At 65.4% G+C, this 12,867-nt stretch carries 11 protein-coding genes and 1 pseudogene; 5 read left to right on the top strand and 7 right to left on the bottom strand.

Annotated elements, in window-relative coordinates; all coding sequences use genetic code 11:
* Nucleotides 1–978, top strand: a pseudogene (locus A6M56_RS07460) (glycoside hydrolase family 15 protein); the annotation flags it as partial.
* Nucleotides 979–1,009: 31 nt separating this feature from the next.
* On the top strand, nucleotides 1,010–1,270 hold the full coding sequence (locus A6M56_RS07455) for a DUF1289 domain-containing protein (RefSeq protein ID WP_045786865.1): 261 nt from the start codon (nucleotides 1,010–1,012) through the stop codon (nucleotides 1,268–1,270).
* Nucleotides 1,271–1,316: 46 nt separating this feature from the next.
* Here A6M56_RS07455 and A6M56_RS07450 read toward each other — a convergent pair whose 3' ends face one another.
* Nucleotides 1,317–2,753 carry an aldehyde dehydrogenase family protein gene (locus A6M56_RS07450; protein ID WP_045786866.1) on the bottom strand — a complete coding sequence of 479 codons (1,437 nt, stop codon included), beginning with the start codon at nucleotides 2,751–2,753 and terminating at the stop codon, nucleotides 1,317–1,319.
* A gap of 149 nt (nucleotides 2,754–2,902) precedes the next feature.
* Here A6M56_RS07450 and A6M56_RS07445 point away from each other — a divergent pair, with 149 nt between their 5' ends.
* Complete coding sequence (locus A6M56_RS07445; protein ID WP_045786867.1) at nucleotides 2,903–3,409, top strand: hypothetical protein; 507 nt, start codon at nucleotides 2,903–2,905, stop codon at nucleotides 3,407–3,409.
* 43 nt (nucleotides 3,410–3,452) lie between these two features.
* Here A6M56_RS07445 and A6M56_RS07440 read toward each other — a convergent pair whose 3' ends face one another.
* From A6M56_RS07440 to A6M56_RS07415, 6 genes are all read right to left on the bottom strand, one after another.
* Nucleotides 3,453–4,172, bottom strand: a complete 720-nt coding sequence (locus tag A6M56_RS07440; protein WP_045786868.1) for an ABC transporter ATP-binding protein — start codon at nucleotides 4,170–4,172, stop codon at nucleotides 3,453–3,455.
* Entirely contained in the window at nucleotides 4,172–4,948 is a 777-nt protein-coding gene (locus tag A6M56_RS07435) for an ABC transporter ATP-binding protein (RefSeq protein WP_045786869.1), read from the bottom strand. Before A6M56_RS07435 ends, A6M56_RS07440 begins: the two co-directional genes overlap by 1 nt.
* A complete protein-coding gene (locus A6M56_RS07430) occupies nucleotides 4,945–6,267 on the bottom strand; it encodes a branched-chain amino acid ABC transporter permease (RefSeq protein ID WP_102079817.1) in 1,323 nt (440 codons plus the stop codon). The genes A6M56_RS07435 and A6M56_RS07430 overlap by 4 nt, the downstream gene beginning before the upstream one ends.
* The gene (locus A6M56_RS07425) at nucleotides 6,268–7,215 is read right to left on the bottom strand and encodes a branched-chain amino acid ABC transporter permease (RefSeq protein ID WP_045786871.1); all 948 of its coding nucleotides are present in this window, start codon (nucleotides 7,213–7,215) and stop codon (nucleotides 6,268–6,270) included. It lies immediately after the preceding gene.
* A 110-nt stretch (nucleotides 7,216–7,325) separates the two neighbouring features.
* A complete protein-coding gene (locus A6M56_RS07420) occupies nucleotides 7,326–8,582 on the bottom strand; it encodes a branched-chain amino acid ABC transporter substrate-binding protein (RefSeq protein ID WP_045786872.1) in 1,257 nt (418 codons plus the stop codon).
* Between the two features lie 231 nt (nucleotides 8,583–8,813).
* On the bottom strand, nucleotides 8,814–10,442 hold the full coding sequence (locus A6M56_RS07415) for a 3-(methylthio)propionyl-CoA ligase (protein WP_102079818.1): 1,629 nt from the start codon (nucleotides 10,440–10,442) through the stop codon (nucleotides 8,814–8,816).
* Between the two features lie 331 nt (nucleotides 10,443–10,773).
* Between A6M56_RS07415 and A6M56_RS07410 the strand changes: the two genes are divergently transcribed.
* The gene (locus tag A6M56_RS07410) at nucleotides 10,774–12,357 is read left to right on the top strand and encodes a protein adenylyltransferase SelO (protein ID WP_102079819.1); all 1,584 of its coding nucleotides are present in this window, start codon (nucleotides 10,774–10,776) and stop codon (nucleotides 12,355–12,357) included.
* A 113-nt stretch (nucleotides 12,358–12,470) separates the two neighbouring features.
* On the top strand, nucleotides 12,471–12,857 hold the full coding sequence (gene msrB / locus A6M56_RS07405) for a peptide-methionine (R)-S-oxide reductase MsrB (protein WP_045786875.1): 387 nt from the start codon (nucleotides 12,471–12,473) through the stop codon (nucleotides 12,855–12,857).
* Nucleotides 12,858–12,867 lie beyond the last annotated feature (10 nt).

Raw genomic sequence — 12,867 nt, 5'->3', positions numbered from 1 at the left:
GCCCTCATGAACGCCGGCTACTACAACGAAGCGCGCGCCTGGCGCGAATGGCTTTAGCGCGCCATTGCCGGCAGCCCCGCGCAGGTGCAGATCATGTACGGGATTGCAGGCGAACGGCGGTTGGGCGAATGGGTCGTCCCGTGGCTGCCGGGCTACGAGGGCGCGCAGCCCGTGCGCGTGGGCAACGCGGCGGCGCTGCAGCTTCAGCTGGACGTGTACGGCGAGCTGATGGACGCGCTGTACCTCGCACGCAAGGGCGGCCTGGATGGCGACGAGGCGTCCTGGCGCCTGCAGGTTGCGCTGATGACGCACCTGGAGAGCATCTGGCAGACGCCCGACGAAGGCATCTGGGAAGTCCGCGGCCCGTCGCGGCACTTCACGCATTCCAAGGTGATGGCGTGGGTGGCATTCGACCGCGCCGTCAAGACCATCGAGCAATTCAAGCTGGACGGCCCCGTGGAGCGCTGGCGCGGCGAGCGCGATCGCATCCACGCCGAGGTCTGCGCGCACGGCTACAACACCCGGCGCAACTGCTTCGTGCAGAGCTACGGCAGCGAGGAGCTCGACGCCGCCCTGCTCATGCTGCCGCTGGTGGGCTTCCTGCCCGCCTCCGACCCGCGCATCGTCGGCACGGTCAAGGCAGTCGAGGAAGACCTGCTCGTCGATGGGCTCGTCCGCCGATACCGCACCGAGGCCGTCGCCGATGGCCTGCCCCAGGGCGAAGGCGTGTTCCTCGCCTGCAGCTTCTGGTACGTGGACAACCTCGTCATGCAGGGGCGCCACGACGAGGGGCGCGCGCTGTTCACGAAGCTGCTCGCGCTGCGCAACGACGTGGGCCTGCTGGCCGAAGAATACGATCCGCGGGCGCGCCGGCTGGTTGGCAACTTTCCGCAGGCGTTCTCGCATATTGCGCTGGTGAATTCAGCGCTGTCGCTGTCGGCGGCGGCCGACCATGTCAGCCAGCGCACCACCGGCTGAGCGCTGGACGGAAGCCGGTAAAATCGCGCCCATGACCGAATCGACCGCGCTCACTCCCATGTCCGACGACGAAACCCGTGCTTCCGGCAGCACCTTGCTCGGCCGCCCCGACAGCCCGTGCATCGGCATCTGCTCGACCCTGTTCGACGAGGTCTGCCAGGGCTGCGGGCGCACCCAGCTCGAAGTCAGCAACTGGGTCTTCATGACCGACGAAGAGCGCAACGCGGTCTGGACGCGCATCCTGGCCGAGGGCACCGCGCAGGGCTACAACCGCGACGGCAGCCGCAAGTAAGCAAAAAACCCGGCCGAAGCCGGGTTTTCGTTTGGGCGCAGGGCCGTCAGGACGCCTGCACTGGTTTGAGCTGCAGCGCCTTGTACTCGAGGAACTCCTCGAGCCCGTACTTGCCGTTTTCGCGCCCGTTGCCCGACTGCTTGTAGCCGCCAAACGGCGCCTGCATGTTGAACGGCCCGCCATTGATGTCGACCTGTCCGGTGCGGATGCGCCGCGCCACGCGGATCGCCCGCGCCTCGTCGCCCGACCACACGCCGCCGCCCAGCCCGTAGATGCTGTCGTTGGCGATGCGGATGGCGTCTTCCTCGTCGTCGTAGCAGATCACGGTCAGCACGGGGCCGAAGATCTCTTCGCGCGCAACGGTGTCGGTGGTCTTGACGTTGCCGAGTATCGTCGGCTTGACGAAGAAGCCCTTGGCAAAACCGTCCGGAGTCTCGGGCCCGCCGGCGATGAGTTCCGCGCCCTCTTCCAGCCCCTTGCGGATGTAACCCAGCACGCGATCGCGCTGCACGGCGGAGATCAGCGGTCCGAGGCGCGTCGTTTCCTGCGCGGGGTCGCCCGGCATGTAGCTGGCGGCGAACTGCGCGGCCAGCGCCTTCACTTCTTCATACTTGGCGCGCGGCACCAGCATGCGCGTGTGGGCCGAGCACGTCTGCCCCGAGTTGAGGAAACATGCCGACAGCGTGCCCTTCACCGCCGCGGCCAGATCCGCGTCATCCAGGATCACCGAGGCCGACTTGCCGCCAAGCTCCAGCGCGACGCGCTTGACCGTCTGCGCGGCCAGTTCGGCCACACGCTTGCCTGCGCGCGTAGAGCCCGTGAACGACACCATGTCGACATCCGGGTGGCTCGCCAGCACCTCGCCCACGACGGGGCCATAGCCGGTGACGAGGTTGAACACACCGGGCGGCAGGCCCGCTTCCTCAATCACTTCGGCAAGCACGAAGGCGTTGAGCGGCGCCACTTCCGACGGCTTGAGCACCACGGTGCAGCCGGCCGCGAGCGCGGGGGCGACCTTCAGCGTGATCTGGTTGAGCGGATAGTTCCACGGCGTGATGGCGCCCACCACGCCCACGGGCTCGCGCACCACCAGCGAATTGCCGACGCGCTCTTCAAACTCGAACGTGCCGAGCAACTTGGCGAAATTGCCCCAGTTGTAGACCGGGCCGCCCACCTGGATCGCGCGCGCCAGCTTGATCGGCATGCCGACTTCGCCGGCAATCAGCTGGGCGAGTTCTTCGCTGCGGGCCTTGAGGCCATCAGCGATCTTCTGAACGTATTCGGCGCGCTTGGCCACCGGCGTGGCGGCCCACGCGTCGAATGCGGCGCGTGCGGCGGCCACGGCGGCCTCCGCGTCGGCGGCGCTGCCTTCGGGAATCGTTCCAATCACCTCTTCGGTGGCCGAATGAATCACTTCAATGACGCCCTTGCCTTGCGGCGCCACCCACTTGCCATTGATGAAAAGCTTGTCGCGTTGCTGCATCGTTGCTTGTCTCGCTCTGGTGGATGCGCGATCTTGCGCGTTGTGCTATCCGGGTTGCGACGGAGCCGCATGCCGCGCCCGGGCGGTTATGATCGATCTATTGTAGAGCCAGAGCGTGCCTTGCAGACGCGCCAGCCGAGGGAGACAGCATGACCACCACGATCTACCAAAAGACCGAAAAGGGCCAGGACGAGATCCGCACGCGCGCGAACCGTCTCGACCAGCGGCATCGCGCGGTGCTGCTGATGGTCAACGGCGAAAAGACCTGCGACGACATCCTCCTCCAGCTGCAGCCGCTCGGCATGACGCAGGCGGTGTTCGACGAGCTGGAACAAGGCGGCTACATCCGCATCCATGTCGGAAGCCCAGTGGCGGCGAAGGCGGCGCCGGCCCCTACGCCAGTTGTAGCGGCGCCGGGCGATCAGGGTGTCGAAGGCTATCAGCGTCTCTACCGCTTCTATACCGAAACCATCAGCCGCTATCTGGGCCTGCGCGGCTATCTGCTGGAAATGAAGGTCGAGAAGGCCGGCAGCATCAGCGAGCTGATCGCGCTGCGCGAAACGCTCAAGGCGGCACTTGCCAAGACGCGCGGCGAGCCCGACACCAGCAACGTCATCGCCCAGCTCGACCTGCTCATCGAGGAAGCCACCGGCTAGCGCGCAAGGACGGACGCCCGCGCCCATCCTGCGCCTTGCCGGGTCAGACTTCCAACCACTCCTGCCGCACCTTGGCGTCGGCCTTCAACTGCGCGGGCGTGCCTTCAAACACGATCTGCCCGTGCCCCATCACATAGACACGCTGTGAGATGTCCAGCGCAATCGCCAGCTTCTGCTCGACGAGCAGCACGGAAATCCCCCGCTCCTTGAGCGTCTTCAGGTATTCGCCCACCAGCGTGACGATCAGCGGCGCCAAGCCTTCCGTGGGCTCGTCGATGATGATGAAATCCGGGTCGCCCATCAGCGTGCGGCACAGCGTCAGCATCTGCTGCTCGCCGCCCGAGAGCACGCCCGCGGCGGTGTTCTCGCGCTCCTTCAGGCGCGGGAACATCTGGTACATGTCGTCGATCTGCCAGCGCGGCTTGGGGCTGTTCGGGTTGCGCTTCTCGCCCAGCAGCAGGTTCTGCCGCACCGTGAGCGTGGGAAAGATGTCGCGGTTCTCGGGCACGTAGCCGATGCCCTGGTGCGCCACCTCGAACGTGCGCAGGCCGCTGACGTTCTTGCCGCGCAGCAGGATCTCGCCTTCGTGCCGAACCATGCCCATGATCGACTTGGCCAGCGTCGAGCGTCCCACCCCGTTGCGCCCCAGCAGCGCGACGATCTCGCCTTCGCCGACGTGCATGTCGACGCCGTGCAGGATGTGGCTCTTGCCGTAATACGCGTGGAGGCCGCGCACCTCCAGCATCGGAGTATTCGTCGCCATCAGTGCGCTCCTGCAGGTTCGTCCAGCGTGGTGCCGAGGTAAGCCTCCTTCACGCGGCGGTTGTTGCGAATGGCCTCGGGGGTGTCGGTGGCGATCACCTCGCCGTAGACCAGCACCGAGATGCGGTCCGCCAGGCCGAAGACGACGCTCATGTCGTGCTCGACCATCACCAGCGTCTTGCCGACGGTGACCTTGCGGATGAGGTCCACCGCGTGGTCGGATTCTGAGCGGCTCATGCCGGCCGTCGGCTCGTCGAGCAGGATCACGTCGGCGCCGCCGGCGATGGTGATGCCGATCTCCAGCGCGCGCTGCTCGGCATACGTCAGCAGGCCCGCGGCGGCATCGCGCCGGTGCGTCATGCCGATCTGCTCGAGCACCTCCTCGGCACGTTCGCGCGCATCCCGCAGCTCGGCGAGCTTGTGCCAGAACGAATACTTGTAGCCGAGCGACCAGAGCACCGCGCAGCGCAGGTTCTCGAACACCGAGAGCCGATGGAAGATGTTGGTGATCTGGAAGCTGCGCGACAGGCCCTTGCGGTTGATCTCGAACGGCGCCAGGCCGCTGATCTCTTCGCCATTGAGCTTCACGCTGCCCGAGGTGGCGGGGAAGCGGCCAGAGATCAGGTTGAACGTGGTCGACTTGCCGGCGCCGTTCGGCCCGATGAGCGCATGGCGCTCGCCCTTGCCGATGGTCAGGTTGACGCCGCGAATGATCTCAGTCGCGCCGAAGCGCTTGCGGACGTCGCGCAACTCCAGTGCTGCGGTCGGTTGGCTCATGGTTGCGGCTCCTGCAATGCGTTGTCCCAGGACGTGCGCAGCCTGCCCGCTGCCGCACGCAGACCGAAGGCGCCCACCAGCCACAGCACGGCGGTGATGGCCCACGGCTTCAAGGTCGCCGGTTCGACGGCCAGGCCGAACAGCGTGGCCACACCACCCGAGCTGTCGTCCTGCACCGCGTAGATCATCTCCACGGTGGAGATCAGGGCCACCAGGAGAATGGCCGCCGGCACGATCGCCATGCCGTAGGCCGGCAACAGTGTCTTGAGCTTGCCGCGCCGCAGGATCGGCACGTGCATCATCAGCAGGCTCGCGATGCCGCCCGGCGCGTACATGACCATCAGCACGAAGAACAGGCCCAGGTACAACAGCCACGCCTTGGTGATGCCCGACAGCGCCACGGTGAAGAACACCGTCAGCACCGCGCCGATGATCGGCCCGAAGAAGCTGCCCATGCCGCCGATGAACGCCGCCAGCAGCACCGAGCCCGAGCGTACGGCCGACACGTTCTCCGCCGTCACGATCTCAAAGTTGATGCACGACAGCGCGCCGGCAATGCCCGCAAAGAACGCCGACAGGATCACCACGAGGTACCGCACGCGCTGCGTGTTGTAGCCGATGAACTCCACCCGTTCGGGGTTGTCGCGCACGGCGTTGGCAATACGGCCCAGCGGCGTCTGCGTCCAGGCGTACATGAGCGCCATGGAGATCAGGCACCACGCGGCGATCAGGTAATACACCTGCCGCGCCGGCCCGAAGGTGACGCCCAGCAGCGCATCGCCGATGCTGCGGTTGGTCGAGACACCGCCCTCGCCGCCAAAGAAATCCGGGAACATCAACGCACTGGCGAAGACCATCTCTCCGATGCCGAGCGTGATCATGGCAAACGTGGTGCCGGACTTCTTGGTGGTGACGTAACCGAAGATCACGCCGAAGAGCGCACCGCCCAGCCCGCCGGCGATCGGCAGCAACGCTACCGCAAGCGGCCCCGCGATGCCGAGCGTCTGCATCGCGCCGATCTTGTTGAGCAGGTGCACGGCCATGAAGGCACCGAGGCCCGAATACACCGCGTGCCCGAACGACAGCATGCCGGACTGGCCCAGCAGCATGTTGTACGACAGCGCGAAGATGATCATGATGCCCATCTGCGAGAGCAGCGTGATGGCAAAGCCCTGCGGCCAGATCAAGGGCAGCACGATCATCACCAGTGCGGTCGCGCCCCAGATCAGCCAGCGCGCGAGGTTGACCGGCTTGAACTTCATGGTGCGCGCGCGATCGTTGGGCGGCAGCGTTTGTTGTTGTGGCATGGCGCGTTCCATTTAGCTCTCCCGCGTACCCATCAGCCCGCGTGGGCGGAAGATCAGCATCAGCACCAGCAGCAGATACGGCAACACCGGTGCAACCTGCGCAATCGTGAGGTTCCAGACCGAGATCAGCGGCACGTCGGGGTTGAGCGTGACGCCGATCTTCTGGAGCATGCTCGTCACCGAGATGTCCAGCGTGACGGCAAAGGTCTGGATGCAGCCGATGAGCAGCGACGCGATGAACGCGCCCACCAGCGAGCCCATGCCGCCCACCACCGCCACCACGAACACGATGGAGCCGACCGCCGCCGCCATCGACGGCTCGGTCACGAAGGCATTGCCGCCGATGACCCCGGCCAGGCCGGCCAGCGCACAGCCGCCGCCAAACACGAGCATGAACACGCGCGGCACGTTGTGGCCCAGCGCCTCGACCATGTCCGGATGGGTGAGCGCAGCCTGGATGACGAGGCCGATGCGCGTGCGGGTGAGCAGCAGGAAGATGCCGACCAGCATCAGCAGCGACACCAGCATCATGAACGCGCGGTACTTCGGAAACGACGAGGTGAACAGCGTGAACAGCGGCCCATCCAGTGCCTCCGGCACGCGGTACGGCACGGCCGGCAGGCCCCACACCAGCTTCACGCCTTCTTCAATCAGATAGGCCAGGCCGAAGGTGAACAGCAGTTCGGCGACGTGGCCGTAGCGGTGCACCGTGCGCAGGCCGAAGCGCTCGACCACCGCACCCAGCGCCCCCACCAGCAGCGGCGCCACGATGAGCGCCGCCCAGAAGCCCAGATGGCCGCTGACGACGTAGGCGAAATACGCGCCCAGCATGTAGAAGCTGGCATGCGCAAAGTTGAGAACGCCCATCATGCTGAAGATCAGCGTCAGGCCTGAAGACAGCATGAACAGCAGCAGCCCGTAGCTGATGCCGTTCAAGAGATTGATGACTAGGAATTCCACGCTACAGCCCTTTCAGCGGGGCATGAACCGGACGCGCCGGCCCATGGTCCCGTTTAAAACACCGCCGCACGATAGCATCGGGCGGCCCTTCGGCGCACCACCTGCCGTGCTCAGTGAGGACGCTTCATCTGGCAGGAAGTGGGCTGCGATGCCACGTAGGCATCCAGCACGGCATCGGTCTTCCAGCCATAGCCGGTATTTTCCTGGTCGAACTTGACGTCCTTGCCGTCGACCTTCTTCCAGGTGGCGATGTAGAGCGGCTGCTGGCCCTGATGGTCGGACGCGCGCATCTCGAACGTGCCGTTCAGGCTGTCGACCTTCATGCCCTCGAAGGCCTTGGCGACCTTGGCCGGCTCGGCCGACTTGGTGTCCTTGATGGCCTTGGCCAGCAGGGCGATGCCGGTGTACGAGGCCATCAGGTAGAAGTCGTCGTTGTACTTCTTTTTGTAGCCCTCGACGATGTCGGCGCCCTTGAAGCCGTTGTTGTTGACGTTCCAGTAGCCGACGTACTTCACGTGATCGGCGCCGGCCGAGCCCATGGCCGTCGGCACGCCGGTGGTGGAGGCGTAGTAGGTGTAGAAGTTGGCGTTCAGGCCCGCGTCCTTGCCGGCCTTGATGAGCAGCGCAAGATCGCTTCCCCAGTTGCCGGTGATGACGGTGTCCGCCCCCGACGACTTGATCTTCGCCACGTACGGCGAGAAATCCTTCACCTGGGCCAGCGGATGCAGGTCTTCACCGACGATCTCGATGTCCGGGCGCTTGCGCTTGAGGTATTCCTTGGCCGCACGCGCGACCTGGTGGCCGAACGAGTAGTTCTGGTTGATCAGATAGATCTTCTTGACCTTCGGATCCTTGGCCAGGTAGCTGGTCAGAGCCTCCATCTTCATGTCCGAGTTGGCGTCCAGGCGGAAGTGCCAGTAGTTGCACTTGCCGTTGGTCATGTCCGGATCCACCGCCGCGTAGTTGAGGTAGATGATCTCCTTGCCCGGATTGCGCTCGTTGTACTTGCCCACGGCGTCTTCCAGCGCCATGCCCACGCTCGAGCCGTTGCCCTGCACGATGTAGTGGATGCCCTGATCGGCCACCTGCTTGAGCACGGTCAGGCTTTCCTGCGGCGAGAGCTTGTTGTCGAAGCCCACGACTTCGAACTTCGTGCCGTCGCCGGCCCAGTTCTTCTGCGTGGCCATATCGGCGATGTACTGCCAGCTGCGCAGCTGGTTCTGGCCCAGCGCGCCCATCAGCCCCGACAACGGGTCGATCCAGGCGATCTTGACGGTTTCGGCGGCAGACGCTGCAGCGGGCACAGCCGCCCCACCGATCGCCGCGACACATGCAACAGCCACAACCAACGGACGGAACTTCGTCATGCGTGTCTCCTTCATGTGGTGGAGGCGCCGGCGAGTCACTCTCCGCCTGTCAGAGCTGACATGCGGCTGCTTGCGTCTCCAGGTTGCAACGCGTCCGGGCTTCATCCCGCTGCATCGTCATCGCGAACGCGCGGCGGCCGGCCCTGATCCGGTTGTCTTGCGTCCGCCGTCCTCGTTGCCCGGCAGGGTGCCGGTGCACGGGCGGCGGTTTCTGTTTGTTGTGTGTCGGTCCTACGCCTGCGCGGCCGGGAGCTGGTAGTCCTTGAACTGCTCGCGCAGCTTGAGTTTCTGCATCTTGCCGGTGGCCGTCAGCGGGATCTCGGTGACGAACACCACGTCGTCCGGAATCCACCACTTCGCGACCTTGCCCTCGAAGAACTTCAGCATGTCTTCCCGCGTGAGCTCGACGCCGGGCTTCTTCATCACCACCAGCAGCGGGCGCTCGTCCCACTTCGGGTGATGACAGGCAATGCACGCCGCCATGTGTACGGCGGGGTGGGCAGCGGCTACGTTCTCCACATCGATGGACGAGATCCACTCGCCGCCGGACTTGATCACGTCCTTGCTGCGATCGGTGATCTGCATGTAGCCGTCGGCGTCGATGTTGGCGACGTCGCCGGTCGGGAACCAGCCGTCCACGAGCGGCGACACGTCGTTGCGGTAGTAGCTCTGGATCGTCCACGGGCCACGGACATAGAGATCGCCGAAGGCCTTGCCGTCCCACGGCAGCTCGCGGCCCTCGGCATCGACGATCTTCATCTCGACGCCGTAGATGGCGCGGCCCTGGCGCTCCAGCACCTGCTGCTTGGCCTCATCGGGGAGGTCGGCATGCTTGCTCATCAGCTTGCACGTGGTGCCCAGCGGCGACATCTCGGTCATGCCCCACGCGTGGATCGTCTCCACGCCCAGCGCCTTGAGCGTGCGGATCATGGCCGGCGGCGCGGCCGATCCGCCGATCACCGTCTTGCGGAAGGTCGAGAACTTCAGGTCGTTCGCCTGCACGTGCTGCAGCAGGCCGAGCCACACCGTCGGCACGCCTGCGGAGAAGGTCACCTTCTCCTGCTCGAAGAGGTCGTACAGCGAGGCGCCGTCCAGCTTCGGCCCCGGAAAGACGAGCTTGGCGCCCACCAGCGGCACCGAATACGGCAGTCCCCACGCATTGACGTGGAACATCGGCACCACCGGCAGGATCACGTCCTGCGCCGAGCACCCCAGTGCATCGGGCATGGCCGATGCATACGAATGCAGCACCGTGGAGCGATGCGAATACAGCGCTCCCTTGGGGTTGCCGGTCGTGCCCGACGTGTAGCAGAGGCTGGACGCGGTGTTCTCGTCGAACTGCGGCCAGGTGTAGTCGGTGCTCTGCGCATCGAGCAGCTCTTCGTAGCAGAGCATCGGCACGCTGGAGGGGGGCATGTGCGCGCGATCGGTCATCGCCACCCAGCCCTTGACGTTCGGGCAATGCGGTGCAAGGCCTTCGACCAGCGGCACGAAGGTCAGGTCGAAGAAGACGTACTGGTCGTCTGCGTGGTTGATGATGTAGGCGATCTGGTCCGGAAACAGCCGCGGGTTGATGGTGTGGCACACCGAGCCCGAGCCGGACACGCCGTAATAGATTTCAAGGTGACGGTAGCCATTCCAGGCCAGCGTGCCGATGCGCTCGCCAGGCTGCACGCCCAGCGCGGCCAGCGCATTTGCCAATTGCTTGGAACGGTCTCGCACTTGCCGGTACGTGGTGCGATGGATATCGCCCTCGACACGGCGCGACACGACTTCAGTCGAACCGGAATTGCGCGCTGCATGTTCGATGATGGTCGAGATGAGCAAAGGGGTGCTCATCATTTGTCCCATCAGGGCCATGGTGTCTCCTAGAAAAAACTGAACAACCGTTCTATTTTTTGGCCGATTGTTCCCGTGATCGCCAAGCACGTCAACGGGATATTGTTGTGCGCTGCCACATCGGCCCCCATGTTTACCCGGCCATCTGTAAAACCCCGTGAATCGTTGTGGTGCAAGGGTTCGCAGGCTGCAGCTTTCTTTACTCGCAAGTACAATACGCGATAGCGTTGCTGCGTCTCAACATGGCGTTTTCCCCTACGCTGAGCGCCTTTTTCCGCACCTCAACAGGCCCAGGATTTCGCCACTCGGCACTGTTTTTGCGCCGTTTCCTGTGCTAATCGATCCCCGCCCTATGTCCGCCTCCCCTGCCGTTCTGCCTGACGATTCCCTTGCGAGTGCCTTCGACTGGTCCGGCCGGCCCGCGGCAGCCCCCGGCTTCTCCGCGCTGGGCGAGCGTTTCCTGACGCGCTTGCCGCCTATGCCCATGCCTGCAACATGGGCGCCCTACCTCGTGGGTTTTTCTCCCGAGGCGGCGGCCCCCCTGGGCCTTGCCCGAGAGGCGCTGGATACGCCGGCAGGGCTGGCCGTCTTCAGCGGCAACGCGGTCGCCGCGTGGAGCGATCCGCTCGCCACCGTCTACTCGGGTCACCAGTTCGGCGTGTGGGCCGGCCAATTGGGGGATGGCCGCGCGCTGCTGCTGGCCGAACTGCAAACCGCCGACGGCCCGTGCGAAGTGCAGCTCAAGGGCGCCGGCCGCACGCCGTATTCGCGCATGGGCGACGGGCGCGCCGTGCTGCGCTCGTCCATCCGCGAATTTCTCTGCTCTGAAGCCATGGCCGGCCTCGGCATCCCGACCACACGCGCCTTGTGTGTAACGGGCACCGACGCCCCTGTCCGCCGCGAAGAGATCGAGACCGCCGCCGTCGTCACGCGCCTGGCGCCGTCGTTCGTGCGCTTCGGCCACTTCGAGCACTTTGCCGCCAGCGAGCAACTGCCCCAGCTGCGCACGCTCGCCGATTACGTCATCGACCGCTTCTACCCCGCCTGCCGCGCCGAGCCCCAGCCCTACCTCGCGTTGCTGCGCGAAGTCGCCCGCCGCACCGCTGAACTCATGGCCGACTGGCAGGCCGTCGGCTTCTGCCACGGCGTGATGAACACCGACAACATGTCGATCCTCGGCCTCACGCTCGATTACGGCCCGTTCGGCTTCCTGGACGGCTTCAACGCCAACCACATCTGCAACCACTCCGACACCGGCGGCCGCTACGCCTACGCCCAGCAGCCGCAGATCGGCTACTGGAACCTCTTCTGCCTCGCCCAGGCGCTGCTGCCGCTGTTCGGCGACGATCACGCCCGTTTCGTCGACTTGACCGACGAAGCGCAGGCCCAGCCCGCCATCGATGCAGCGCAGAACGTCCTGCTGACCTATCGGGACGTCTATGGCGCCGCGTTCTACGCACGGTATCGCGCCAAGCTCGGCCTGACGACCGCGCACGACGAAGACGAAACGCTCTTCGGCGACCTCTTCAAGCTGCTGCACAACCAGCGCGCCGATTACACACTCTTTTTCCGCCACCTCGCGGAGGTGCGCCGCGACGACGCGCCGGCCACCGCCGAAGCGCGCACCGTGCGCGACTATTTCTTCGACCGCGCGGCCGCCGACGCGTGGCTGGCCGCCTATCGGCAGCGCCTGCGGGCCGAGCCGCAATCCGACGACGAGCGCGCGGCAGCCATGTACCGCGTCAACCCGAAATATGTGCTGCGCAACCACCTGGCCGAGATCGCCATCCGCCGCGCCAAGGAGAAAGATTTCTCCGAAGTCGAGCACCTGCGCGCCGTGCTGGCCCGGCCCTTCGACGAGCATCCCGGGTTCGAGCACTACGCGCAGCCGGCGCCGGAGTGGGCCTCGTCGCTGGAGGTGAGCTGCTCGTCGTGATGCGCCGAGGCCATGCTCTAATCCACGCCTGTCAGGATCGCCGCCCGCGCACGACAAATGCACACCGGCCGCCCACGAGGCCGCCGGCAATACCAACCAGGAGTCTCATCACCATGACCGTCAAGAAGACCGACGCCGAATGGCGCGACCAGCTCTCCGACATCGAATACCGCGTCACCCGCGAAGCCGCCACCGAACGCCCCTTCACTGGCAAGTACTGGAACCACTGGGACCGCGGGGTCTACAACTGCGTGTGCTGCGGCACGCCGCTCTTTGAATCGTCGACCAAGTTCGACGCCGGCTGCGGCTGGCCGAGCTATTTCCAGCCCATCAACGGCGAGGTGATCGCCGAGAAGACCGATTACTCGCACGGCATGGTGCGCATCGAGGTGCAGTGCAAGAACTGCGGCGCGCACCTGGGCCATGTGTTCGAGGACGGCCCTGCGCCGACCGGCCTGCGGTATTGCATCAACTCGGCTGCGCTAAACTTCAAGGCTTGATCTTTCCGCC

The sequence above is a fragment of the Ralstonia sp. RL genome, from assembly GCF_001683835.1.
GTDB classification, from domain to species: Bacteria; Pseudomonadota; Gammaproteobacteria; order Burkholderiales; family Burkholderiaceae; genus Ralstonia; species Ralstonia mannitolilytica.
This window is presented reverse-complemented; position numbering and strand designations above follow the sequence as displayed.